Source organism: Litchfieldia salsa (genome assembly GCF_900104555.1).
GTDB classification, from domain to species: Bacteria; Bacillota; Bacilli; order Bacillales; family Bacillaceae_L; genus Litchfieldia; species Litchfieldia salsa.
In genome coordinates this window covers 216,471-242,509 of record NZ_FNJU01000004.1, presented here as the reverse complement: position 1 = coordinate 242,509, position 26,039 = coordinate 216,471, and the positions used below count along the sequence as shown (strand labels likewise).

Genomic DNA, 26,039 nt, shown 5'->3' with positions numbered 1-26,039 from the left:
TGCCAATCCTCCGTTCTGATAAGCTATTTATTTTTGGAAAGCGATTCATGTTCTTAGTAGTCTTTTTAGTTTACCAACTGACCCTTCCCACTTCATTAGCAAAAATGTAATAAATTCGTTCTTTTTTTGTGCTATCTAACTAAAAAGTCTAAAAATTATGATATTATTATAATCAAACATTAGGAGGTTGGGTTGTTATGAAGGTAGAGGAAGTATTGAAGGTTCCCGCCCTAAGGGGATCCCAAATAATCGGGGGGCACTCAGGGATTAATCGAGAGGTTTTACATGTTAATATGATGGATGCACCAGATATCATTTCATTTTTAAAGCCTTCTGAATTGCTAGTTACAACTGCTTATCATTTAAAAGACCAGCCATCACTCTTGTTAGAGTTGATTGATGAAATGGCCAATAAAGAATGTGCTGCATTAGGAATAAAAACGAAGCGTTTTCTAAATGAAATTCCCCAAGAAGCAATTGATCTTGCAAATAAACGCTGTTTTCCGGTATTTGAATTACCAAATGAAGCCTCTCTTGGTGATATTGTAAATCATACGTTAAGTCATATTTTGGATAAAAGAACGAATGAGTTGCAATATGCAATTGATACACATAAGAAATTTACCAACCATATTCTAAGTGGAAAAGGTATTCCTCAACTACTTAAGAGCTTATCTGCTATGATTGGTTCTCCTGTAATCCTGCTAGACCAATACGCTAAGCCCATCTATTACACTAAATCAGATGAGAAATATATTAAACCGATTAATGATTTCAATTCTAGTGATGATTACTTTTTCTTTCCTAATACTCCATTTTTTATGTTTTCACTTTTGCGAAACAAAGAAACCTACTCAGTTTTCTCTGTATATACACATGAAAAGAAGGCAGGCTTCCTTCTTGTTGTAGGTGAAATAATACCTAATGATCATTCAACGATCTTAACGATTGAACAAGCGACGAATGTACTTTCCTTTGAATTAACAAAAGAAAATGTACTAAATCAACATTATAAACGGGTGAAAAATGACTTCTTCTATCATTTTGTCGATGGAGAATATTCTTCACAAGATGAGATTGTTAACCGGGCAAAGGAATTCAATTTACGAAATGAGCAAAAATATCTCTGTGTCACAGGTGAATTGGATGGCGGAGAGGTAATTGGAAGTTATACTCAAATCCAACTAAAGATCGATACAATTTATGAATTTATTGAGGATGAATTTAAGTCATTTTCGTTTCCATCACATTTATTTACAAAAGGCAAAACCTGTACCCTGCTTTTTGAATTGGTTGATGTAACTCAGGTCAAAACAGTGGTTCTACCTATATTAGAAACGATTCAAAAGAAAATAAACTCCCAGTTTTCGCGAACGATTTCTTTTGGAATCAGTAATGTTTCGTTGAATTTCTTTAATGTCAAAAATGCCTATAAAGAGGCAGGAGATGCTTTAGATATTGGGAAGCACTCAGGGAAATCGACTTTTATTCAAACCTACCGTACAAAAGATATTATGGAGTTATTGAGAAGTATTCCAAGACAAGATTTGAAGGATTTTTACAATAATGCGCTTGGTGGTTTATCGGCCCGAGAATATATAGACGACCCTACCCTTCTTCAGACACTATATGTTTATTTAGAAACACATTGTCAAATATCAGAAACATCAAAAAGATTGTTTGTACATCGTAATACAGTGGTATATCGATTGGAAAAATGCGAGGAGCTACTGGGTAAAAGTCTGAATGATTCAGAGACGACCCTTCAAATACGCTTAGCATATCAAATAAAAAACATTCTAGAGTGATAGTCTTTTTTGTTTTTGTGTGAAGTTATGCAGTTTGTTATAAGTTAAAAAGGAAAATTGTGTATCTTGTATAATGACAATTCTCTTAAATAGATGTATGGTGATAGTATACATGTAACATGTAGAGTTAGAAATGCTAACATACAAGTTAATTAGGAGAGAAGGAAGATGATGAATCTTACAGTATTAAATGGACTAACAGAAGATGAATTTACAGAAACGCTTGGTGAAATATATGAGCATTCACCATGGGTAGCGAAGCAAGCCGCGCAATACCGCCCTTTTGAAACAATAGACGTTCTACATCAAGCGATGATGGAAGTTGTTAGTAATGCACCTACTGAAGATAAACTCATGCTGATTCGGGAGCATCCTAACTTAGGGGACAAAATAGAAATGAGCAATGATTCAACGAAAGAACAACATGGTGCGGGGTTACAAAACTTAACAGAAGAAGAGTTTTCTCAATTTCAATCACTTAATAAAGCGTATATGCAGAAATTCGGTTTTCCCTTCATTTTTGCAGTGAAAGGGAAAAATAAACAAGATGTATATGAATCTTTATTACAGAGAATTGAACATATAGAAGCTGAGGAATTTACAACAGCACTTAAAGAGATTGATAAAATTGCAGGGTTCCGATTAAGAGATAAAATTATAGAATAAGAGGATGGATGAAATGTCAGGACTTACAACTCATATTTTAGATTTAACACACGGAAAACCCGCGGCAAATGTCAAAGTAGATTTATATGTTGTGACGGAAGCGTCTGGGATACTCGAGTATAGAAAATCTGTTGTTACAAATGATGATGGTCGTTTAGATACTCCCCTACTAGTAGAGGATGAAATGAAGGTCGGAGAATATGAGTTGGTGTTCTATGTTGGTGAATACTTTCGTGCAAAAGAAATGGAACTGACAGAACCTCACTTTTTAGAAAGAGTGCCTGTCAGGTTTTGTATAAGTGATGTAGAAGCACATTACCATGTGCCTCTTCTAGTTTCACCTTGGGGATATCAGGTTTATAGAGGTAGTTAAATGCATCAATAATGGTAATGAATTTTATTAAGGATCATGCAGACCCAGAAGATACATGGGGTTTGGGTGATCCTATTTATTTTTAAATCTTTTTTCTTTTCTAATACACAATTATGTTGTACAATCACTATACAAATGTTATACAACTTAAAAAGGAGTCGAAAACAATGTATGAAATAAAGGTGATTGATCAGAGTAAGAGTATTATTGGATTATCTTGGTTAGGAAAGGTTACGCCCCAGGATGTACTAGGTGTAAACGAAGAACTAAACCAATTGTTTACAAAGCTAAATATTAATGAATTTGATTTACTAGTCAATATGAGTGAAATTACAGTGCTATTCCCCGAGACCCAGAAGGAAATTGTAAAGCACCAAGCATGGTTGCTTCAAAAAGGAATGAGGCGTGCTGCTGTTGTTGTAAATAGCTCTGTAGCCAAATTGCAATTAAAGAGAACGGCGAAAGAATCAAGACATCAAGGTGAATTTCATTTTGATACACCAGAAGAAGCATTAACTTTCTTAAAAGATACTAGTTTGCAAGTCGTTTGAAAAAAAAATCAACCAATTGTGGCATTTATTGGGAGCTTTCTTCCTCTTTTGGTCTGGTTTTATAATAACAATTGGCACTATTGTGAATTGTTTTAAAATTAGGACAACTAGCACCTCTTGAGTTTTTCCTTATCAGTTGATAAAATAAAATGAAGTTATAAGCGAAAGGAATTATTCAATGGTAGCAAGAGGAAATTCTGATGATAAAGCGATTCAAGAAACAAAGCATACAATTATTAGTGCAGCACAACGTCTTTTTATGACCTATGGATACCGATCAGTCTCTACAAGGCAAATTGCGGATTCGTGTGGATTAACACAACCTGCTTTATACCATCACTTTCAAAATAAACAAACGATCTATATTGAAGTGGTTAAATCGATGATGGAGAGGACTGAAACAGCTCTTTTAAGAATTTATAAGCGTTATAACTGTTTGGAAGAAAGATTAGAGCAGGTTACATATTATATGCTCATGAATCATCATGAAGATCTAACTCAAATGTTTCACGATGTTCGGCATGAGATGGACGCTAACAATCAAATATTAATTCGGCAATGGTGGATGAAGAGTTATTTAGATCCTGTCATTTTGATGTTGAGTGAAGAGAAAGAAAACGGTACTTTAAAAGAATTAGAGTCACTGAGTACTAATGAAACAGAAATGGCATATTTTATCTTGGATATGATCAAATCCTCCTTCCAACTTTCTGTTAAGCAGCACCTGAATCCAACTGAAAAGAAAAAAGAGGCACAGCGAAAGGCTGCGTTAGTGGTGAAGATATTTTTAGATGGGATTAGTAAGGGTGTTGAGAAGGAGAGATAATGTTAAGGGTTGTTTAAGGGGTATAAGCCCCTTTTATTTTTAACATCAACTTATCAACTGATAAGTAATAATTTGAAAGAGGGAGTATGAATGAAGAGAAAACTGTTCCAATTAATTGGTAGTGGAGTTAGTGGGAAGAAAGGAAGATGGATTACTGTTGGATTTTGGATTGTGCTTGTCGCTTTGTTAACTGTCCTATTTCCAACGGCAGACTCACAAAAGAATGAAAGAGCTGAGATATTTCTTATCGAAACAGACTCGGCGGAAGCGAACGAAATTCTTGAACGTGAATTTCCTAATAACAATGGAATACCAGCCTTATTAACCTGGTTTAGATCAGAAAAATTAAGTGATGAAGATTTACAATTCATTCAGCAACTTTCTATGGAGCTAAGTGACACTCCTATCGAAGGAGCGACCGTACCACCATTTCATGAGATTCCTTTGCCAGTTTTAAAAGAACAAATTTCAGAAGATGGTACAACATTTGTTCTACCTGTTATTTTTGATGAAGGATTAGAAACTCAAGAGATTAGTGAGAAACTTGAGTCTATAAAGGTTATGAGTGGTTCCGTTTTTCCAGAAAATCCATTCGATGCTCAAGTAGATGATGGTACCCTTCTTGTAAGGGCAACAGGACCAGCGGGAATCTCTGTTGATGCTACCGAATTATTCAGTCAAGGTGATTTGTCGTTACTAATAGGAACAGTCATTATCGTTTTAGTATTCTTACTAGTGATATACCGATCTCCTATTTTAGCGCTAATTCCATTGATCAGTGTGGGTATTGCTTATTCAGTGATAAGTCCAGTTCTAGGAATGATGTCAAAGCTAGGATGGATTGAGTTTGATTCACAAGCGATTGCAATCATGACTGTACTCCTTTTTGGTGCTGGAACCGACTATTGTTTATTTTTAATTTCTAAGTTCAGAAAGAATTTGAAGCTAGAGGTTGATAAATTTATAGCATTGAATCATGCGTTTGCTTATTCTTGGGGAGCGATTAGCATGAGTGGATTAACGGTCGTTGCGGCTTTGATTGTCTTACTAGTGGCTGATTATGGAGCCATTCACCGATTCGCGATTCCTTTTAGCTTAGCCATTTTCATTATGATGATTGCGAGTCTTACATTAGTTCCGGCATTACTTGCAATCCTTGGTAGAGCATCATTCTTTCCGTTTGTTCCAAGAACAAACGTGATGCTACAAGAAAGAGCACAAAGGAGAGGGAAAGAATTTCAACCTAATAAGGACAAAACCAAGATCGGATCTAGAATTGGTACTTTAGTGACGAAATCACCTTGGAAAGTCACGATCACGACTATAATCCTGTTAGGTGTTCTTGCTGGTTTTTCAACAAAGATAGAGTTAACATATGATACTTTATCATCATTCCCAGAGGATATGCCATCAAGAGAAGGGTTTGCGATTTTAGCAGAGCACTTTAATTCAGGTGAATTAGCACCAGTTTCTCTTATTGTGGAGTCGGATGATTCAGTGGCATTAGAAGAACAACTACGAAAACTAGAACTTGTTGAAGAAGTATCTGCTGGAATGGTTGGGGCAAATAATACAAACCTAGTAAAATACGAACTAGAATTAACCATCAACCCTTACTCAAACGAAGCGATCGAATATATTCCAGTATTAAGGGAGAAGATCACGACGTTTTTATCTTCCCAAGGTGTAGCACAGGCTGACGATAAGGTTTGGATTGCAGGGCAAACAGCAGAACAATATGATACGAGTATGATCACTAAATCCGATGAAAAAGCAGTCATACCAATTATAATTATACTCATATCCTTATTATTACTAGTCTATCTACGCTCTATTGTTGCCACGGTTTATTTGGTAGCTACTGTATTATTATCATACTTAAGCGCGTTAGGTTTAGGTTGGATCATTCTTCACCATTTCTTTGGAGTTGAAGCCATTCAAGGGTTTATTCCGTTGTATGCCTTCGTCTTTATAGTGGCACTTGGTGAGGATTATAATATCTTCATGATTTCAAGCATATGGAAACGAAGCAAAGAAGTACCACTATTGCAAGCGATTAAAGAAGGTGTTGCTGAAACTGGTGGAGTTATCACATCAGCGGGCCTCATACTAGCTGGAACTTTTGCTGTGTTGACAACCTTACCTATTCAAATTCTCGTCCATTTTGGTACGATAACGGCAATCGGTGTGTTGCTTGATACATTTGTTGTACGTCCATTTTTAGTTCCTGCTCTTACAACTTTATTAGGTAAATGGGCATTTTGGCCTTGGAAGAGAAGGATGCTGTTGGTGGAGGAGAATAGTAGAGAAAGAGAATATACGAAAGAATAAATGTGAAAGCTACTGTTAGACGTAATCTTTTACGTCTAACAGTAGCTTTTTAAGATCTGGTGCTAGGCGCCATTATGTCCGATTTTTTACGGATTTGTCGACCACATACCAGCAGATTTAATGAAAATTCGTGGATGTAGTTTTAATTGCGAAACAATAATTTCAGCTAGATCCTCTGGCTGCATAACTTTCTCAGGATTACCATCTGTTAAGTTTTCTTTATATGCAAGCTCAGTAGCAACCGTGCTTGGTGTTAGTGCAGTTACACGGATATTATTTTTACGTACTTCTAATGCTAATGATTCAGTCAGACCAAGCAATCCGAATTTTGAAGCGCTATATGCACTTGTAACAGGTGCACCTTTTTGACCTGCTGTTGAAGAGATATTAATAATGTCTCCTCCATTTTTCTCAATTAATTGTGGGAGTACTGCGCGCGTTACATAGTATACACCCATTAAATTCACATCAATGATTTGTTTCCATTCTGCTGGGTCTAACTCTAAGAATTTACCAAATTTCCCGATTCCAGCGTTATTAATTAAAATATCAAAAGTGCCAAGAGCAGCCGTTAATGACTCAACAGCAGAATTGACTTCTTCCATTGAAGAAACATCTGCAGTCGCATATGCTACCTTCACACCAAGTGCCTCTATTTCCTTAGCTACTTCAACTAAGTCCTTTTCTGTGCGAGCTAATAGACCGATATTTACCCCTTCATTTGCTAATGCGATGGCTGCAGCTCGGCCAATACCTTTACCTGAACCAGTAATAAGTGCTGTTTTACCTTGTAATGATTGTGCCATGTGTACCTTCTCCCTTCTATATGTAAAAATAAATAAATGATATCTGTTAAAACATCATGAATGAAATTATACCTCAAATCTTTCTCAAACATACGTGTTCATGCTTTGGATTATTACTTTCCGGTTTGTTCAAATTGCTTGATAATTTCAACAATGACATCAGTTGCTTTCACCATATTTTGGACAGAAATGTATTCGAACTTGCCGTGGAAGTTTTCTCCCCCTGTAAAAATATTCGGAGTTGGTAGTCCCATATATGATAATTGGGATCCGTCTGTTCCACCGCGGACAGGTCTAATGATTGGTTCAATATTTAAGTTTTTCATAGCTTTGTAAGCTAAATCGACAATCTCTTTAACAGGCTCGATTTTCTCCTTCATATTATAGTACTGATCATTCAGTTCAAGGGTTATCCGATCAGGTCCGTACTCCTCTTTTAACTTTTCTACGACCGTTTTCAAGTAGTCCTTTTTTCGGTTGAATTCTTCCTTATCAAATTCTCTGATGATATAACTGAGGGTTGTTTTCTCGACATCACCATTGAATGTATTTAAGTGATAGAATCCGCCGTATTCCTCGGTTAATTCTGGCGCTTGCTCTGCCGGCAGCTTGCCATGTAGTTCCATCGCAATCTTCATAGAGTTGACCATTTTGTCTTTAGCAGTACCTGGATGTACGTTTGTTCCGTTAATAGTAATTTTCGCAGCAGCTGCATTAAAGCTTTCATATTGAAGCTCTCCTAATGGTCCTCCATCAACTGTATAGGCGTACATTGCATCAAATGCTGTGACATCAAACTTATGTGGTCCCCTACCAATTTCTTCATCAGGTGTAAAAGCAACCCTTATTCTACCGCGCTTTATTTCTGGGTGTTTGATCAGATAGCTCATAGCCGTCATAATCTCTGTTATTCCAGCTTTATTATCAGCACCAAGTAAGGTTGTGCCATCTGTTGTAATGAGTGTGTGTCCTACATAGTTGGCTAGTTCAGGAAAATCAGAGGGTGAAAGGACAACATTTAATTCTTTATTGAGAGTAATGTCTTTTCCATCATAGTTTTTAACTATTTGGGGGTTCACATTTTTACCTGTGAAATCGGTCGCTGTATCAAGATGTGCTAAAAATCCAATAGTAGGAACTTCTTTTTCGGTATTAGACGGGAGAGTCGCCATTACATAACCGTTCTCATCAATGGTTACGTCTTTCATTCCAATCTCCTTTAATTCCTCGACCAACATATGAGCAAGCACTAGCTGTCCTTGTGTGGATGGACAGGTTTCATGGTCCTCATTTGATTGTGTGTCTACTTTTACATATTTAGTGAGTCGTTCAATGATTTCTTCTTTCATGGATTTCAGCTCCTTTTTAGATAAATTAATCATATTTCATCTAAAGAATCAAAAAATAAAGATGAAATTGCTTAAATTCGACAATTTTTGAGTAAATTAGAAGAAAAAGGTCAGAATAATTTTTACATAATATCGAAATTGGGAGGATGCACTTGTGAAGGAAAAGATTGATCTAACTGCAACAGAAATGGCGTATATGTGGTCAAGTTACCAATGGGACAGTATGAATATCGCATTATTAACTTATTTTCAAGAAACTGTTGAAGATGAACAGATTCAACAAGTTGTGGATATGACTTTAGAGGGAAGCAGAAAACATCATCAGAAACTTGAAGAGATCCTAAAAAGTGACCAAGTTCCATTGCCAATCGGCTTCTCAGATAAAGATGTACATCTTAATGCTAAAAAAATGTATACGGACGAGTTTATTTTGTATTTTATATGGTTTATAGGGAGAGGAAATTTAACCTTCTGTAGCCAGGCTTTAAATACGGTTGCGAGAAAGGATATCTCTAAGTATTATGATGAATGTGCTGCAGGTGGATTAAAACTAGTTAATCATACTAGAGATTTATTACTGGATAAGGGGTTATGGCTAAGATCACCATACATACCAGTTCCTAAAGAGCAAGAGATGGTTCAAAAGCAAAGTTTTCTAAATGGGTGGTTTGGTGATAAACGTCCATTGCTAGGAATGGAGATTGGGCACCTGTTTTTTAATATTATCACAAATTCAATCGGCTTAAGCTTAATCACAAGCTTTGTTCAAGTAACAAAAACGGAAGAGATTAAGAAGTATTTAATCCGTGGAAAAGAAATTAGTGGGAAACATATAGAGGTGTTTTCGGATGTGCTAAAAGAGGAACAATTACCTGTCCCTTCCTCATGGAACTTTGGGGTAACTGATTCAGAAGAAGCTCCTTTTTCCGAAAAACTAATGCTTAGTATTATTACCTTATTAAACTCACAGGGAATTAATAATTACGGAATGGGGCTTGCAACCTCAATGAGAAGAGATGTAGGTCTACATTTTACGAGATTAACTGCGGAAGTGCTTCAATATGCTGAAGATGGAACCAATCTTATGATCGACCACGGATGGATGGAGCAACCACCAAAAGCACCAGTGAGGGATTAAATCAAGGGAATCACTAACTACCGCGGGATAAACGGGGCTCAGCGACCCCGCCTGTGGTTATCTGTGAATTACTTATAGCTCCACTTCTAATAATTCCAGCGAAAATGCCCTGCTATAGGTGTTTTAAATGATGTTAATTTTATTTCAGCTGCAAAAGGTGGATTATTATGAATCAAGTAAGGAGTGCCATCCTTTGCTCGCTTATCTGAAACAATACCAACATGATGGTAACCATCTAAAAAAAAGACAACATCACCTGGCTGCCACTCCTTTAAATTATCAAGGTCACCAGGTATAAGCTCAGTAGTAATTGATTCGGTGAATCTTTGAAAAAAAACAAATTGATTTGGGACCCTCCTAAAATCAATGTTTGGATCTGGCTTTCCACCTACTCTAGGGTAAAGGTCTGTGAAGTTAGTAATATCTTTATCCATTAAATCCTTTAATAAAATATCTGCACCATCAAGCCCACGCCAAATGACATCTGTACAAACACCCTCATCATCAGGTGGATAACCTCCAGCATAATAGGCGCTCTTATAGGTTGTTCTTTGCTCAACCTCTTTTCTAGCTGTATTTACGATATCTATGGGATCTGGGACACCGTTATGATTCCGATCAACTGTTGAATAGTGATCACCTACAATGACTTCCTTACTAAAGGGGTTTGATAGTGAAATCCCTACAGAATCTAATAGAATGCCATTTCGAAAAAAGACGACAAATAGAAGAATGAACATGATAAATAGAAATTTAAAAGAAATAAGTCTTTTTTTTATCTTCACATAATCCCCCTCAGTGCTTACCAGATTTTGTTAGTAATTTAATAATAAAATAAGAATTATTTGAAAACAATCAACAAAAGGTAAAACGTGAAGAAAAAGTATGATATGATTACAGGGAAAAATATATCTGTATACACTAGGGGTGCTTTTTTTAAGCTGAGAGAGACTTTTCTTAACCCTTTGAACCTGGTCTAGATAATGCTAGTGAAGGGAAGTGGCCTAATCGAAAGCGATAAATTACCTATTTCTCGTACATAGATTAAAACACTTCGGCAGCATATGTTGAGGTGTTTTTTTATTTATGTGATGCCATTACATTTCTATGATTAACAGAATTCTAAGTTCATTGTGTAGCAGCTAGAAAGAGGGTTATTTACTTGTCAAAAACATATCGTATTACCTTTATGGCGTTATTCGCCGCAATCGGAACATTTGGCTCATCACTATTATGGTTTCCTGCAGGTATAGCGAAAGCTTACCCTGTTCAGCACGCAGTAAATGTTGTAGCAGGTGTCTTACTTGGACCAATTCCTGCTGTAATCATTGCATTTGTCACAGGCTTATTAAGAAATTTATTAGGAACAGGTTCACTACTAGCCTTTCCAGGAGGAATGATTGGTGCCTTTTTAGCAGGTTATCTATACAAGAAAATGAAGAAAAAGTGGACTGCAGCCGCCGGTGAAGTGATCGGCTCAGGATTGATTGCTCCATTAATAGCTGTACCGTATGCAAAAGTATTAATGGGTACCTCTGTTGCTAGTTTTTTCTTTATTCCCCCTTTTATCGTGAGTAGTATTGCAGGTGCATTAATTGGATTGTTCCTCGTTACACGAATTCTTAAATCCAATGTATGGAAGGGATAATTGATAGATAAGTAGAGCTTTATTTTAGAACCAATAATTGAAAACCTAAAAGTAAAACCGCATGGAATTAAGAGGTTAATAACCTTGATTCCATGCGGTTAATTCATTTTATCTGCATTGCACGCCCCTTTGTTAAAATTGACGTTTTAACGATCCCATTTCTGCCTTCTCCTGACCGCCTTCGTGTAGCAATAGACGGAGAATTTCCTGTTAATCTATTATGGGGAGCTTAAGAAGCAGATATAAGCGGAGATATTCCGGTTAACTGCTCTAAATAAAACGAAGTCCATTGATTTGGGTAGGATAAGCGGAAAAGCTCCCTTTATTTTTAAGTAAATAAAGGTATTTTCCAATTTAATCGGAATTATTCCGTTTATTTTTCTTATACAGTAGAATCAACTTCCCCTTAGAACATTGTACGAAAACTGTCTTCTTTTATAGGAAAAAAATAAAAAAATTAGAAAAATAACCATTTCTAGCGTATAATTTGAAACAAAACTTTAGGATGGAGTCAAAGATGAATACATTTGTGCAAAATCAATTAAAATCATTTCAAGAACATCAAAAAAACAGAGGGCGCTTATTAATTAATTGTGCTGACCAGCCGGGTATCGTGGCCGCTGTTTCAGACTTTTTATATAAACAAGGTGCTAATATCCTTGAGTCTAGCCAGTATTCAACAGATCCAAAAGAAGGGACCTTCTTTATGAGGATTGAATTTGAGTGTGAAGGGCTAAAGGAGAAAAAGTCAAACGTAGAAGAAAATTTTAAAGAGATTGCTTCAACATTTGGTATGGAGTGGTCGTTTACCTTCTCAGAAGAGTTAAAGAGAACAGCGATTTTTGTATCAAAAGAGCTTCATTGTTTACGTGAATTATTATGGGAATGGCAGAGTGGAGATTTAATTACAGATCTTGCACTTGTGATCAGTAACCATGAGGAATGTCGTGAGATTGTGGAGTCCCTAGGAATTCCTTTTTACTATATTCCTGCAAATAAAGAGAACCGACCACAGGTTGAGAAACAGCAGCTTGAATTACTTGAGAAATATGAGATAGATCTCATTATTTTAGCTCGTTATATGCAGATTTTAACGCCTACTTTTGTGGCACAACATCCAAACCAAATCATTAATATTCATCATTCATTCTTACCGGCATTTGTCGGAGCACGCCCATACGAACGTGCTTACCAACGTGGGGTAAAATTAATAGGTGCTACTTCACATTACGTAACGAATGACTTAGATGAAGGCCCAATTATCGAACAAGATATTATGCGAGTAGATCACAGGGCTGATGTAGATAGTCTAAAGAAAATAGGTCGCTCGATTGAGAGAAGCGTATTAGCTAGAGCGGTCAAATGGCATCTAGAGGACAGGATCATCGTGCATCAAAATAAAACGATTGTTTTTTAATTTAAGGTAGTTTGTTGCTTTTTAGCCGATTTAACTTAAATTAGGTGTCGCTAGTCAATTGGAATGGAAGGTGCGAGCTCCTGCAGGATCTGCAGCACACGTGAGACCCCGCAGGAGCTTTGCTGTGAGGAGGCTCACGGACTGCCCTGCGGCAAGATCGCACCTGGAGTGGAAATTGACTACCTTGTTTATAGACCATAATGTTTATGAAAACAGTAATTTAATGAAAAGGAGTAACATGGGATGATACGGCGTTTTTTCACTTATTATTTACCACATAAGAAGCTATTTGCGCTTGATTTTAGTAGCGCAGTCGTTGTAGCGATTTTAGAATTAGCATTTCCTCTTGCCGTACAATGGTTTATTGACGACCTGTTACCAGGACAAAATTGGTCAGCGATCGTTTGGGTAAGTGCCGGATTGCTTGGTCTTTATTTATTTAGTACGGGACTACAATATATCGTAAACTATTTTGGACATAAGCTTGGAATTAATATCGAAACAGATATGCGTCAACAATTATTCACTCATGTTCAACGGCAATCATTCCGTTTTTTTGATAATACCAAAACAGGACATGTGATGAGTCGAATTACAAATGACTTATTTGACATTGGTGAGTTAGCCCACCACGGTCCAGAAGATTTATTTATAGCCATAATGACATTCTTAGGTGCGTTCTGGATTATGTTAACGATTAACGTTCAATTGGCGTTTGCGGCCATTGTTGTCGTACCATTTTTAGTATGGTTAATTATTGTTTGTAACCTTAAAATGAACAAAGCCTGGAAGAGAATGTACAGTAATATTGCTGATGTTAATGGGCGTGTTGAAGACAGTGTTTCAGGTGTAAGAGTGGTTCAATCATTTACAAATGAAGAGTTCGAGATTTCTAGATTTACAAAGGATAATCGTAAATTCCGTCATTCAAAGTTGGCTGCTTATAAAATTATGTCTTATAGCAGTTCAGGAATCTACATGATGACTCGTTTTATCACACTAGTTGTTCTTGTGTTTGGGGCATGGTTAAGCTTTACAGGCCAATTATCATATGGAGAACTGGTTGGTTTTGTTTTATATGTGAACGTTCTTTTGAAACCAATTGATAAGATTAGTGCCTTAATGGAATTATATCCAAAGGGAATGGCTGGATTTAAACGTTTTACTGAGTTAATTGACCAAGAACCTGATATAGTGGATGCAAAGGATGCAGTTCCAGTTAAGGATTTAAAAGGTGATATCTCGTTTGATCAAGTTTCTTTCAGTTATGAAGGAGAGAAGAAGGTTCTAGAGAATATTGATTTAACGATTCGAGCTGGAGAAACGGTCGCATTTGTCGGGCCTTCAGGTGCTGGAAAAACAACAATCTGTTCATTAATTCCTAGATTCTATGATGTGGATAAAGGTGCAATTACGATTGACGGGATGGATATTCGTCAAATGACGAAACAATCATTGCGCTCCCAAATAGGGATTGTACAACAGGATGTTTTCTTATTTACGGGAACGTTAAAAGAAAATATTGCATATGGGATGCTAGATGCGACAGATGAACAAATTGAAGAAGCAGCAAGGCATGCTTATTTAGAAGGGTTTATCGCATCACTTCCAGATGGATATGAAACTCAAATTGGAGAACGTGGACTAAAGCTTTCAGGAGGCCAAAAGCAACGGATTGCGATTGCGAGAATGTTCTTGAAAAACCCACCAATTCTTATTCTAGATGAAGCAACATCTGCACTCGATACAGAAACTGAATTATTTATCCAAAAAGCCTTAACAGAGCTTTCGAAAAATCGTACAACACTTGTGATTGCCCATAGATTAGCGACGATTAGAAATGCTGACCGAATTGTCGTTGTGACAGAGGACGGGATTGCAGAAGAAGGTAATCATGATGAGTTAATTGAGCATGATGGTATATTTGCTAATCTTCATCGAGTTCAATATCAACAATCATAAAAAGGCTATTTATCTCAAAGTTTGTTGTTTTAAACATACAACATTAAAACGGTATTTCAAGCAGGCTGAATACACGTAGACTCCTGCGGGATCAATGGTCACCCGCCGGACGCGGAGTGTATTCAGCCTGCGGCTATAGAAGTAACAACCTATACGAAAACAGCCTAAAAAAAGAGGATGCACTGCATCCTCTTTTTCAATTGCTTTCATCTTACCTATTTGGTTGAATTTGATTAGTGTACATATGTTGATGAGAGTAAATAACGTCTGTTGAGTTTGTTGTTGGATAATAGTGTAAGTGTATAATATTTTGATAAGGATCATATTGAATATATTTTGGATAAATGACTGTTCTTTGTGTCATATTTGGTAAATACCCATTTGGCGGATAAAATGGCGGTATTGATTGATGTGGCTGGTATGCCATAATTATTCCTCCTTTTGTTAGTCTTTGATAGTATATGTAATAATAAGATTGTTGCTTTCACCTATTTTAAATGTAAGCAAGTTATCATATTTCCTGAGGGAAGGTTCATTTTTTAGAATATAAAGATTATAATAATTTCTTAGCCTTAATAATTGGAGAGAAGTAATCATGACAAATACACAAAAACATTCTCATGATGTGATGGAAGTTTGCGTGCTGGCAGGAAAAATTATGCTTCAAAGCGGGGGAGAAACCTATCGTGTTGAAGATACAATGACACGAATTGCAGCAGCATTTGGATTTCATCATTCACATAGTTTTGTTACTCCAACCGGTATTATCTTTTCAATCGATGGAGAACAATCAACGAAACTAATTAGAGTGTCTGACCGAACGACAGACTTAACGAAAGTAACGATTGTAAATGGAATTTCCAGAAGGATTAGTGGTGGAGAGCTTGTTGTTAAAGATGCTTACCAAGAATTAAAAGAGGTTGAAGCTTCAGAATTAATGTTCCATCCATTCATTCAGATATGCGCGGCAGCCATTGCGAGTGGTTGTTTCCTAATTATGTTTGATGGAAAGTGGAATGATTTTATTCCTGCAATTATTGCTGGAGGAATTGGTTTTTCAAGCGTCATGTACCTTCATAATCTTGTGAAATTAAAGTTCTTTGCTGAGTTTATGGGATCAGCCATTATTGGTTTAATCGCCATCCTTTTCGTTCACCTCGGGATTGGAATTGATTTAGATAAAATCATTATTGGTTCGGTGATGCCACTCGTTCCAGGCTTATTAATTACGAATGCAGTCAGAGATTTGATTGCGGGGCATTTAGTATCTGGGATCTCAAAAGGAGCAGAAGCCTTTTTAACAGCCTTTGCAATCGGAGCAGGGATTGCGATCGTTTTTACATTATAAGAGAGGGGGAACATATATGCTTGAACAACTAGTGACTAGTTTTATTGCATCAGCAGCATTTGGTATTATTTTTAATGCGCCAAAAAACTCACTATTAAAGTGTGGTTTTGTCGGTATGGTTGGATGGGTACTTTATTATTATTTAGTTGAAATGAACATGGACTATGTTTTTGCAACTGTATTAGCTTCGCTACTAATTGCACTCATTAGTCATTTATTTGCCAAACTTTATCGAACCCCAATGATTATCTTTAGTGTTGCTGGTATCATCCCATTGGTTCCTGGGGGATTAGCATATGATGCCATGCGAAATTTTGTTGAAAATGATTATAGTCAGGCATTACCATTAGCAGCCAGAGCATTTATGATTTCAGGTGCAATCGCCATCGGCCTCGTATTTTCAGAGGTGTTAAATCAAATCATACGAAAGCCAAAAATATAGACATAGGACGATGTACTTCTTAACCAACATGGAGGAGGCTCGTCTTTTTTTTATGCTTTTTTAAAAGTTTGTTATTTAGACATAAGACATTGAAGTAATAGTTAAGCAGGCTGAAGTACACGTAGACTCCAGCGGGACCAGTGGCCAAAGTGAGACCCCACAGAAGCGTAAACGACGAGGAGGCTCACTGGGAACCCGCCGGACGCGAAGTGTATTCAGCCTGCGGGTTTTAAAGGAACAATCTATTTATTTTTATCATTATTAACCTAAATATTAACAAACCTATTGCTAAAACTAATGTTATTAGTTAAAGTGTTAATATGATTAGTTTATAAGGAGTGATAGCTTTGTTGAAAATAAATCGTTATGAAACTTTGTATCAATTAGCCTTTTTTCCTCGCCTTTTTCCGGTTAATTGTTATTTGATAGAGGAAGAAAATGAATTAACCCTAATTGACGCAGGATTGCCTCTAAGTAAGAAGGGAATTATTAAAACAGCCAAAAGAATCGGAAAGCCGATTACTAAGATTGTTTTAACTCACCCCCATGATGATCATATAGGCGCCCTTGATCGGTTAAAGGAAGAGCTTGTAGATGTCTCTATTTATGTATCTATAAGAGATGAGAAACTTATGCGTGGTGATCGAACGCTAGAGCCTGGTGAGCCGGAAACCCCAATTAGAGGAGGGGTCCCTACAAAATTAAAAACAAGGGCATCGATCTTGGTCAAAGAGGGAGATACGATTGGTTCATTAAAAGTAATCGAAACGCCCGGTCACACGCCTGGTTCAATTTCACTGCTTGATACTAGAAATGGAGCGTTAATTGCAGGTGATGCATTTCAAACAAAAGGTGGAATGGCTGTTGCAGGGAAAATTCAACCGTTGTTTCCGTTTCCTGCAATGGCAACGTGGAACAAGGAGATTGCCTTAAAAAGTGCAGAGAAGATGCTAGACTATAACCCTTCTATCCTAGCGATTGGACATGGTAAAATGATTAAACAGCCTAAAAAATTAATGGAGCAAGCGATCATAGAGGCAAGAAAGAATTTAGCATAAAACGAAAGAGGAGATCAGCATGTCACCAAGAATTGGGTTAGACTCTACCATCATACTAAAAACAGCTGCAGACATGGTGAATGAACAAGGGTTGGATGCTATTACATTAGCATCACTAGCAAAGAGGTTATCTGTCCGCTCACCCTCGCTATATAATCATATTGCTGGCTTAGAAGATCTAAAAAAACAACTAGCTATATATGGAATTGAACAACTCTATACAGCTTTAATACAGTCTGCAATCGGTCGTTCTGGAAACGAGGCTGTCCATGCGATGGGTGATGCGTATGTTTCCTTTGCACGTGAAAATCCTGGCATTTATGAGGCCACTCTTCTTCTGCCAATGGATCCAGATGTACAGCAAGCAGGCTCAAAGATCGTTGATCTTACTTTAAAAATCCTGGCGCATTACAACTTAACGGAAGATGAAGCCATTCATGGGGTCCGTGGAATAAGAAGTATCTTACATGGCTTTGCTTCACTTGAGCAAAAGGGTGGGTTTGGCTTACCATTAGACGTGAATGATAGTTTAAAAAGACTAATTGACTCTTATTTAGTTGGTATAAATAAGCATAGCGGAAATCCCATGTGAATTAATCCTTTGCATGGGGTTTATTCTTTAGCACTGTCTGGTAGAATAGATAAGGGAATAAAATTGGATATCATTTCTTCTTACAATGGATATCTCATCCCTTTTGTGATATAAATACAATTAACATAAATGATGTCTGGTATAGATAAAGAAAGGTTGAGTTTTATGGAAAAAAACACATCACATGCGTCAAATTTTATTAAAGATATAATGACGGAAGACCTGAAATCAGGAAAGCATAAGGAAATTATTACACGCTTCCCGCCTGAGCCAAATGGATACTTACATATCGGTCATGCAAAATCAATTGTGATTAACTTCGGATTAGCAGATGAATTTAACGGGAAAACGAACTTGCGTTTTGATGATACAAACCCTTTAAAAGAAGATGTAGAATTCGTTAATTCAATAAAAGAAGATGTAGAATGGTTAGGTTTTGAATGGGATGACTTACGTTTTGCGTCAAATTACTTTGATCAAATGTATGAGCATGCTGTTTCTTTAATCAAAAAAGGTCTTGCATATGTAGATGATTTATCTGCAGATGAAATCAGAGAATATCGTGGAACATTGACAGAGCCAGGAAAAGAAAGTCCTTATCGCAATCGTAGTGCTGAAGAGAGTCTTTCATTGTTTGAACAAATGAAAAATGGTGAATTCCAAAACGGTGAAAAGGTATTGCGCGCAAAAATTGATATGTCTTCACCTAATATTAATTTAAGAGATCCTGTTATTTATCGGATTTCACATACAACACACCATAACACTGGAGACAAATGGTGTATCTACCCAATGTACTCATTTGCACATCCTTTAGAGGATGCGATTGAAGGTGTGACCCATTCAATTTGTACATTAGAGTTTGAAGATCAACGTCCCCTTTATAATTGGGTAATCGAAAACTGTGAGACAGAAGCAAAGCCACAGCAATATGAATTTGCTCGCCTTAATCTGACAAACACGGTTTTAAGTAAACGTAAATTAAAGCAGCTTGTAGATGAGAAGTATGTGGATGGATGGGATGATCCACGTATGCCGACGATTTCTGGATTAAGACGAAGAGGGTTCACTCCTGAAGCGATTCGTGAATTCTGTAAAGAGCTTGGGGTTCATAAAGGAAGCGGAGTGGTCGATGTTCAAATGCTTGATCACTTTACCCGTGAAGATCTAAAATTAAAGGCACCACGAACAATGGCAGTACTTAAGCCGTTAAAAGTAGTGATTACAAACTATCCTGAAGGTCAAGTTGAAATGCTTGATGCTGAAATTAATCCAGAGGTTCCTGAGATGGGTACACGTCAAATTCCCTTTTCTCGTGAGATTTATATTGAGCAAGATGATTTCATGGAAGACCCACCGAAGAAGTACTTCCGCCTATTCCCTGGAAATGAAGTTCGCTTAAAGCATGCTTATTTCATTAAATGTGAAGAAGTGATTAAGGATGAAGAAGGTAATGTGGTTGAGCTTCGTTGTACGTATGATCAAGAAACAAAGAGTGGAACAGGATTCACTGGCAGAAAGGTAAAAGGCACCTTACATTGGGTTGAGGCTACTCAAGCAGTACCAGCCGAGTTCCGCCTTTATAATCCATTAGTTTTAGATAGTGAGGAAGGTCAAGCAACAGAATCATTCCTTGACCAAGTCAATCCAAATTCAATTGATATTATTAACGGCTTTGTTGAACCAAACATGAAGGATGCGAAAGCACAGGATAAGTTTCAGTTCTTCAGACACGGCTATTTTAATGTTGATCCTAAGCATACAACATCCGATAATCTTGTTTTTAACCTTGTTGTATCACTTAAGAGCTCGTTTAAACTATAAATGACTTCAAGAAAGACTGTTGAACAATCAATGGTCTTTCTTTTGTTTTGAAGGTAAACCACCCTTCCTTTTTGATAATTCTTATTTAGCCTTAAACCACTTTAGAAATTTATCAACAAGGGATTCATTAGGGATAAAGTCTTCAAGGCTTGTTTCGTAAAATTGATAGTTGCCTTTTCCTTTAAATTTTGCGAAATACATTGCTTTATCAGCCATTCTCATCAATGATTCAATATCCAGGGCATCTTTAGGATAAATGGAAATTCCAACACTAGGAGTAACTTCTATATGCTGATCAAGAATGAGATAAGGACAAGAGACACTTTGTACGATCCGATTAGCAATCAAACTAACTTCTTCTTGAGAAGTTTCCTCAAAAACTAGGATAAACTCATCTCCTCCTATTCTTGATATAAGGTCTTCTTCCCTGACGCTTTCTTTTAATCGATTAGCGACCTGTTTAAGAAGTGCATCTCCTAGATCATGACCAAGGTTATCATTTACTTCTTTGAATCCATCTAAATCAATGAACATCACCACGAAGTCATGTTCCTTTCGTTCTGCGCGTGATAGCACTTTCCTTAAGTGAGTTTTTAACATAGTTCGGTTTGGTAAATCAGTAAGACTATCATAATAAGCCATTTGTTTTAAAGTTTCTTCCTTTTGTTTCATTTCCGTAATATCAATAACAAGCCCCAATACTGTCTCCGTGGTGCCAGTTGAGGTAACTTTTGAGTTGGTACGTAATTCCTTCCAGCGAATTTGTCCATCTTCTAGGACCACTCTAAATTCCACTTTAGTTGCAGTTCCAGTTAACCATTCTTCTTTTTTATGCTGAAAATGTCTTCTATCTGCTGGATGAAGTAAATCCTCAATCATTCTGATTCCTTGCGAAGTTTTGTATTCATGGAACTTATTAAAAAATGTCCAACTATTTTCTGAAATGTTATATAGAAATACAAGAGTATCCATTCCTTGAATTAACTCACTAAATACATTTTCTCTGAATTGAAGCGTAGTGTTTTTTTCTTCCAAATCTGTTACTTGATATGCTAAATCCGTGGAGCTTATCTTTAATACCTCATATTTATTTATTAATGACTTTGCATTTTTATAAACTAGCATAATTGGTAATAAAAGCATTACAGGCAATAGGTATAATAAAACATCTATCTGAAAATAGGTGAGATATAAAAAAATTAATAGTTCAAGTACAAAGACTAATCCAATAGAGTAAACCCAAGCTTTACATTTGATCGACACGGTTATCACATCCATTTTTCTGAAATATATATTAGAATAGCATATTATTGTATTAAACTATCTACAAATTTCGACATTTTTTTTGAAAAAGACTGGACAATTTGGTAAGTATTTCATACGATGAAGTTTGTGTTTTCTTATAGGTCACATGATATATAGTTAAGCAAAGGGACTACCTAATGGTGGATGGGGAAATTGAACATATTTAAAATGCAAATGTCATTTAAAATTAAAGGGGTAATGTTATGAAATTAAAATTAAGAAAACCGCAATTTAAAAGTTTAAAGTTAAAACTTATACTAGGCTTTATGACCGTGATTTTTCTAACTCTAATCATGTCTGCATATAACTATATGTCAGTTTCAATGATTAACCATAGCTCAAAAGAGATGATAGAAGAAGAGCTACCATTACTGATTGCTGATGAAAAACTAGCATTCAATATTGCTCAGAGAATTGCATTGGTTAGAGGTTATTATATTTTTGGCGATCAAAGTTATAAACAGGATTTCAATAAATATACAGAAGATAGCAAAAAAATACAGGATGAGATCCTTCAGTTGAATGCCTCACCAGAAGTGAAAGAACTTATAGATAAGAGCATACAGTGGGGAAAGTTAATTGAAGAAAAGGTTTTTGTGGCTTATGACAACGGGAATCAAGAAGAAGCTAAGAGATTACTAGTTGAAGATGTACAACCATTAGCGATAGAAATAATGCAGGGATTTGGTGAATTGTCTAGTAAAAGACAAACTGAAATCTCTGAGAGCGGCGATTCTATTGTAAGTCAAGGTGAAATGATAGAATTGGTAGGCCTAGGTATTTCTGTTCTTATCATTGTATTTGGGATTGCTATAGCAATAACCATTGCGAACTCTATTGCAAATCCAATAAACAAAGTGGTATCTAATATGAATGAAATCGCCTCTGGTGATTTAAGTGGAAAAACAATAAAAACCAATTTAAAAGATGAAATAGGTCAACTAGTTGATGGCCTAAATAAGATGAAACAAAACCTCTCTGAGATAGTCGTAGAGATTTCTGGATCTTCAGAAATAGTAAATAACAAAAGTGAGGAGTTGACTCTATCTTCAAATGAAGTGAGGATGGGTACAGAACAAATTGCTGCAACGATGCAAGAATTATCGGCTGGAGCGGAATCACAGGCGAATTATTCGACGGAGCTAACGGAGGCTATGAATAAATTTATCGGCCAGATCGTCGAAGCTAATGATGAGGGCGTTATTGCAAGTGAGTCATCAAATAAGGTCCTTTCATTTACTAAAGAAGGCAATGAGTTGATGGGGAAATCAGTCGAACAAATGGTGGGTATTAACGAGATCGTCAAAGATGCAGTAGAAAAGGTAAGGGGACTAGATCATCAAACAAAAGAAATTACATCCTTAGTCGCAGTTATTGAAAATATCGCAAATCAAACCAATTTATTAGCATTAAATGCAGCTATAGAAGCTGCCAGAGCTGGAGAACATGGTAAAGGGTTTGCTGTAGTTGCTGGAGAAGTTAGGAAACTTGCAGAACAAGTAACTCATTCAATTACTGACATTACGATGATTGTTCAGAAAGTACAAGCGGAATCTAGCGGGGTTGCCTCCTCATTACAAGATGGCTATGCACGTGTTGAGGAAGGGACAAATCAGATAAAACTTACCGGAGAATCGTTTACTACTATAAATAATTTAGTTACTGATATGGCACTAAGAATGGATGTTATAACGGAGAGATTAACGAATATTAATGCTACAGCACAAGAGATGGATGGGAACATTGCCAACGTGGCATCTATAACGGAAGAATCGGCAGCTGGGATTGAACAAACATCAGCATCGGTTCAACAAACGAATAGTTCGATGACTGAAATTTCCAGTAATGCCCATTCCTTATCTGAGGTTGCAGAAGATTTAAATACATTAATAAGTAAATTTAAAATAAAGTAGGAAATTCATGTAAAAGGTCTGTTTCCGCAGATGATATATCCTATTATGAATCCAACCAAACGTTTATGTAATTAGTGAAACTATCAAATGTCCTTGTAATTCAAGGGCATTTTTATTATATTCAACTCTTTATACGAAATTAATTTAGTTATAATTGTTATAGGGTTTTATGAAGGTAACCCTAATTGAAGAGTGTAGAATAAAGTTCTACGTTTATTAGAGAACAGGTTATTTAAGTATACTTTTATAAAAGTGTTCAGAATTAATTAATTACCAAGGTAGAACAAGGGGAGAGTCAGTAAATATAAAAATAGGGGGTGTATAACATGTCAGACGTATTAAGAAAAGAAATTAGAGAGAAAATCGAAAAGGGAGAATATAATTGTGAAAAGGAATTGACACTTTCAGTAATAAGTGGAAAATGGAAAGTGGTTATTATCTGGCATTTAGGACAAACTGGTTCACATCGTTTTAATGAGTTACAAAAGCTATTCCCTAAGATAACACATAAAATCTTATCAAATCAGCTAAAGGAACTGATTGAGGATGGAATAATACACCGTGAGGCATACCCAGAAGTCCCTCCAAGAGTAGAGTATACTTTAACGGAAGTTGGAAAATCTCTATTGCCGATTGTAGAGATGATGTATGATTGGGGTAAAGCCAGGATGGTTGTTTTAAAGGAAATGATGAGTGATAAATAAAAACTTATTTCCTGTTAAATCTCCGACAGTATCCTCCAGGTAACTTCATAACCAAAAAGTTCGTACTTGTTAATTTTGATGATTTATTTATAATCACATTTAACATGTATTTTTTAAGGAGGAGAAACAATGAAGTTACGTGTTTCTGCAGTTCAATATCATCTTCACACTATTCAGTCCTTTGAGGATTTTGCTAAGCAATGTGAGCACTATATAAAAACGGCTGAAGAGTTTGGAGCTGAGTTTGTGCTGTTCCCAGAGTTTTTCACGACTCAATTGCTTTCAATAGGAAGTGAACAAGGGACTAAGCTTACGATTAATCAATTACCAGGATTCACTGAACAATATAGACAACTTTTTTCTTCCTTTGCGATTCAAACAGGTATGCATATTATTGGTGGGACCCATGTGATTCGCAGAGATGATCGATTATATAATGTGGCACATCTGTTTTATCCAGATGGTCGAATTGGAGAACAGGCAAAACTTCATATCACACCGACAGAAGTGAATGAGTGGAATATGTCTCCAGGTAATGAACTTAATGTTTTTGACACTGATAAAGGAAGAATTGCGATTCTAACTTGCTATGATATTGAGTTTCCAGAGATTGTCCGTATGGCGAAAGCACAGGGGGCAGATGTGATTTTCTGTCCTTCTTGTACAGATGATCGCCATGGTTTCCACCGTGTTCGATACACAAGTCATGCGCGAACCATTGAAAATCAAGTTTATGTTGTGCTTACAGGAACCGTTGGATCACTTCCAACCGTTGATTTTATGCGTGCAAACTTTGGGCAGGCAGCTATAATTACTCCAAATGATATTCCATTTCCACCACAAGGGATTCAAGTCGAGGGTGAACTGAACAACGATATGATTGTTACGGCAGATCTAGATTTGAATTTATTATATGAAGTAAGAGAAAGAGGTTCTGTTACGACTTGGCGTGATCGTCGTACAGATTTATATACGGATTGGAATAGTTCGAAAATACAGGGCGAGTAGGCACTTATAAAAAGGAGAATGATTCGATGGAATATATTAGAGTTACTAGTATTGATGACCCTTTATTTAAAAAGCTTCATGACTTAATGAAAGAGGTATTTCCTAAAGAGGAAGTGTTAGAATATTCTCTTTGGAAAGAGCCTTTGGAAGACCCTAGTATTCGTGTTTTTGTTGCACTTCATGAGGATGAGGTTGTTGGTGTAACAGAATATCGTTATTATCCTGATTGGAATATAGCGATGACTGACTTCACAATTGTAGGGAGACCTGGCTTAAGTCTTGGGCGCTTTCTTGCTCAAAGCCGTCTAAAGGACCTAAATGAGCTAGCAAAGGCAAATGGAAAAGAATTGTTTGGGATGTTTGCTGAAATCTATAACCCGTACGACGGAGAAAACCATGAGTTTGGTGGAGTGAAAACAATGGATCCGTTCGTTCGTCGTGAAGTGTTATCACACCTTGGCTATAAGCGACTGGACTTAGAGTATGTTCACCCATCATGGGAAAATGACGGGACAGCTGTTCAAGGATTACAACTCTCTTTCATGCCAACAGATGATCAAGTAAATGAGTTACCTGCTTCACTTGTGGTCGATTTCTTAAGCACTTATTACAGTGTTCTTTCTAATAAACCACAAGAATGGTTGGACATGATTGAGACTTTGAAAAAGAGTGAAACAGTGGGATTAAAACCGATTTAAGAAAAAGGCTTGCTTCTTTATGTGTTTTGTTTTTGAAAGGAATATAGATGAACAGACCAAATCGAATATGATTTGGTCTGTTTTTTTATTTAATTCTTAAGAGAGAGATAGGATGAATAGAGCGGTTTTTATAAGACAAAGTGAATGATAAGCAGAGGTGTTTTGTCCAATAGAGAGGCTCTATCAGACAAAATGAATGAAGCGAATGGGTATTATGTCCGATAGAGGGGTTCTATCAGACAAAGTGAATGATAAGCATGGGTGTTCTGTCC

At 36.5% G+C, this 26,039-nt stretch carries 24 protein-coding genes and 1 riboswitch; of the genes, 19 read left to right on the top strand and 5 right to left on the bottom strand.

Features of this window, described 5'->3' with window-relative positions; translation table 11 throughout:
* The first annotated feature begins 197 nt into the window (after positions 1-197).
* The 6 genes from BLQ56_RS10805 to BLQ56_RS10780 all read left to right on the top strand — a co-directional run bounded on the left by BLQ56_RS10805 (position 198) and on the right by BLQ56_RS10780 (position 6,555).
* A complete protein-coding gene (locus BLQ56_RS10805; protein WP_090853620.1) occupies positions 198-1,808 on the top strand; it encodes a PucR family transcriptional regulator in 1,611 nt (536 codons plus the stop codon).
* Positions 1,809-1,976: 168 nt separating this feature from the next.
* The gene (gene uraD, locus BLQ56_RS10800) at positions 1,977-2,474 is read left to right on the top strand and encodes a 2-oxo-4-hydroxy-4-carboxy-5-ureidoimidazoline decarboxylase (RefSeq protein WP_090853618.1); all 498 of its coding nucleotides are present in this window, start codon (positions 1,977-1,979) and stop codon (positions 2,472-2,474) included.
* 13 nt (positions 2,475-2,487) lie between these two features.
* Entirely contained in the window at positions 2,488-2,847 is a 360-nt protein-coding gene (gene uraH, locus BLQ56_RS10795) for a hydroxyisourate hydrolase (protein ID WP_090853615.1), read from the top strand.
* Positions 2,848-3,014: 167 nt separating this feature from the next.
* A complete protein-coding gene (locus BLQ56_RS10790; protein ID WP_090853612.1) occupies positions 3,015-3,398 on the top strand; it encodes a SpoIIAA family protein in 384 nt (127 codons plus the stop codon).
* 178 nt (positions 3,399-3,576) lie between these two features.
* On the top strand, positions 3,577-4,224 hold the full coding sequence (locus tag BLQ56_RS10785) for a TetR/AcrR family transcriptional regulator (RefSeq protein WP_090853609.1): 648 nt from the start codon (positions 3,577-3,579) through the stop codon (positions 4,222-4,224).
* Positions 4,225-4,314: 90 nt separating this feature from the next.
* A complete protein-coding gene (locus BLQ56_RS10780; protein ID WP_090853607.1) occupies positions 4,315-6,555 on the top strand; it encodes an MMPL family transporter in 2,241 nt (746 codons plus the stop codon).
* An 86-nt stretch (positions 6,556-6,641) separates the two neighbouring features.
* Here the strand turns inward: BLQ56_RS10780 and BLQ56_RS10775 are convergent, their stop codons facing one another.
* Entirely contained in the window at positions 6,642-7,361 is a 720-nt protein-coding gene (locus BLQ56_RS10775) for a 3-ketoacyl-ACP reductase (protein WP_090853604.1), read from the bottom strand.
* Positions 7,362-7,474: 113 nt separating this feature from the next.
* Positions 7,475-8,710 carry a peptidase T gene (pepT, locus tag BLQ56_RS10770; protein ID WP_090853601.1) on the bottom strand — a complete coding sequence of 412 codons (1,236 nt, stop codon included), beginning with the start codon at positions 8,708-8,710 and terminating at the stop codon, positions 7,475-7,477.
* A gap of 154 nt (positions 8,711-8,864) precedes the next feature.
* On the opposite strand from pepT, the gene BLQ56_RS10765 reads away from it, so the two are divergent.
* Complete coding sequence (locus BLQ56_RS10765) at positions 8,865-9,848, top strand: DUF3231 family protein (protein ID WP_090853598.1); 984 nt, start codon at positions 8,865-8,867, stop codon at positions 9,846-9,848.
* Positions 9,849-9,934: 86 nt separating this feature from the next.
* On the opposite strand, the gene BLQ56_RS10760 is transcribed toward BLQ56_RS10765, so the two are convergent.
* Positions 9,935-10,633 carry a DUF1287 domain-containing protein gene (locus BLQ56_RS10760; protein WP_238457244.1) on the bottom strand — a complete coding sequence of 233 codons (699 nt, stop codon included), beginning with the start codon at positions 10,631-10,633 and terminating at the stop codon, positions 9,935-9,937.
* A 128-nt stretch (positions 10,634-10,761) separates the two neighbouring features.
* A riboswitch (TPP riboswitch) is annotated at positions 10,762-10,863 on the top strand.
* 147 nt (positions 10,864-11,010) lie between these two features.
* Here BLQ56_RS10760 and thiW point away from each other — a divergent pair.
* From thiW to BLQ56_RS10740, 3 genes are all read left to right on the top strand, one after another.
* Positions 11,011-11,496, top strand: a complete 486-nt coding sequence (gene thiW / locus BLQ56_RS10755) for an energy coupling factor transporter S component ThiW (protein ID WP_090853596.1) — start codon at positions 11,011-11,013, stop codon at positions 11,494-11,496.
* A 517-nt stretch (positions 11,497-12,013) separates the two neighbouring features.
* Positions 12,014-12,913 (top strand): formyltetrahydrofolate deformylase, encoded by a 900-nt coding sequence (purU, locus tag BLQ56_RS10750; protein WP_090853592.1) that lies wholly within the window; start codon positions 12,014-12,016, stop codon positions 12,911-12,913.
* 243 nt (positions 12,914-13,156) lie between these two features.
* A complete protein-coding gene (locus BLQ56_RS10740) occupies positions 13,157-14,875 on the top strand; it encodes an ABC transporter ATP-binding protein (RefSeq protein ID WP_090853586.1) in 1,719 nt (572 codons plus the stop codon).
* A gap of 211 nt (positions 14,876-15,086) precedes the next feature.
* On the opposite strand, the gene BLQ56_RS10735 is transcribed toward BLQ56_RS10740, so the two are convergent.
* Positions 15,087-15,302, bottom strand: coding sequence for a hypothetical protein (locus BLQ56_RS10735; RefSeq protein ID WP_090853583.1), 216 nt, complete (start codon positions 15,300-15,302; stop codon positions 15,087-15,089).
* A gap of 168 nt (positions 15,303-15,470) precedes the next feature.
* Between BLQ56_RS10735 and BLQ56_RS10730 the strand changes: the two genes are divergently transcribed.
* The 5 genes from BLQ56_RS10730 to BLQ56_RS10710 all read left to right on the top strand — a co-directional run bounded on the left by BLQ56_RS10730 (position 15,471) and on the right by BLQ56_RS10710 (position 20,139).
* Positions 15,471-16,223: a threonine/serine exporter family protein gene (locus BLQ56_RS10730; protein WP_090853580.1), complete on the top strand. Its 753-nt coding sequence runs from the start codon at positions 15,471-15,473 to the stop codon at positions 16,221-16,223.
* Between the two features lie 16 nt (positions 16,224-16,239).
* Positions 16,240-16,665, top strand: a complete 426-nt coding sequence (locus tag BLQ56_RS10725) for a threonine/serine exporter family protein (RefSeq protein ID WP_090853577.1) — start codon at positions 16,240-16,242, stop codon at positions 16,663-16,665.
* A 350-nt stretch (positions 16,666-17,015) separates the two neighbouring features.
* On the top strand, positions 17,016-17,723 hold the full coding sequence (locus tag BLQ56_RS10720; protein WP_090853988.1) for an MBL fold metallo-hydrolase: 708 nt from the start codon (positions 17,016-17,018) through the stop codon (positions 17,721-17,723).
* Between the two features lie 19 nt (positions 17,724-17,742).
* Positions 17,743-18,315, top strand: a complete 573-nt coding sequence (locus BLQ56_RS10715) for a TetR/AcrR family transcriptional regulator (protein WP_090853574.1) — start codon at positions 17,743-17,745, stop codon at positions 18,313-18,315.
* 165 nt (positions 18,316-18,480) lie between these two features.
* Positions 18,481-20,139: a glutamine--tRNA ligase/YqeY domain fusion protein gene (locus BLQ56_RS10710; protein WP_090853571.1), complete on the top strand. Its 1,659-nt coding sequence runs from the start codon at positions 18,481-18,483 to the stop codon at positions 20,137-20,139.
* Between the two features lie 81 nt (positions 20,140-20,220).
* Here the strand turns inward: BLQ56_RS10710 and BLQ56_RS10705 are convergent, their stop codons facing one another.
* A complete protein-coding gene (locus tag BLQ56_RS10705; protein WP_175490263.1) occupies positions 20,221-21,402 on the bottom strand; it encodes a GGDEF domain-containing protein in 1,182 nt (393 codons plus the stop codon).
* Between the two features lie 245 nt (positions 21,403-21,647).
* Here BLQ56_RS10705 and BLQ56_RS10700 point away from each other — a divergent pair, with 245 nt between their 5' ends.
* From BLQ56_RS10700 to BLQ56_RS10685, 4 genes are all read left to right on the top strand, one after another.
* Positions 21,648-23,357 (top strand): methyl-accepting chemotaxis protein, encoded by a 1,710-nt coding sequence (locus BLQ56_RS10700; RefSeq protein WP_090853565.1) that lies wholly within the window; start codon positions 21,648-21,650, stop codon positions 23,355-23,357.
* A gap of 326 nt (positions 23,358-23,683) precedes the next feature.
* Positions 23,684-24,061: a winged helix-turn-helix transcriptional regulator gene (locus BLQ56_RS10695; RefSeq protein WP_090853562.1), complete on the top strand. Its 378-nt coding sequence runs from the start codon at positions 23,684-23,686 to the stop codon at positions 24,059-24,061.
* 129 nt (positions 24,062-24,190) lie between these two features.
* Positions 24,191-25,069 carry a carbon-nitrogen hydrolase family protein gene (locus BLQ56_RS10690; protein WP_090853559.1) on the top strand — a complete coding sequence of 293 codons (879 nt, stop codon included), beginning with the start codon at positions 24,191-24,193 and terminating at the stop codon, positions 25,067-25,069.
* Positions 25,070-25,095: 26 nt separating this feature from the next.
* Entirely contained in the window at positions 25,096-25,767 is a 672-nt protein-coding gene (locus BLQ56_RS10685) for a GNAT family acetyltransferase (RefSeq protein WP_090853557.1), read from the top strand.
* Positions 25,768-26,039: the final 272 nt, after the last annotated feature.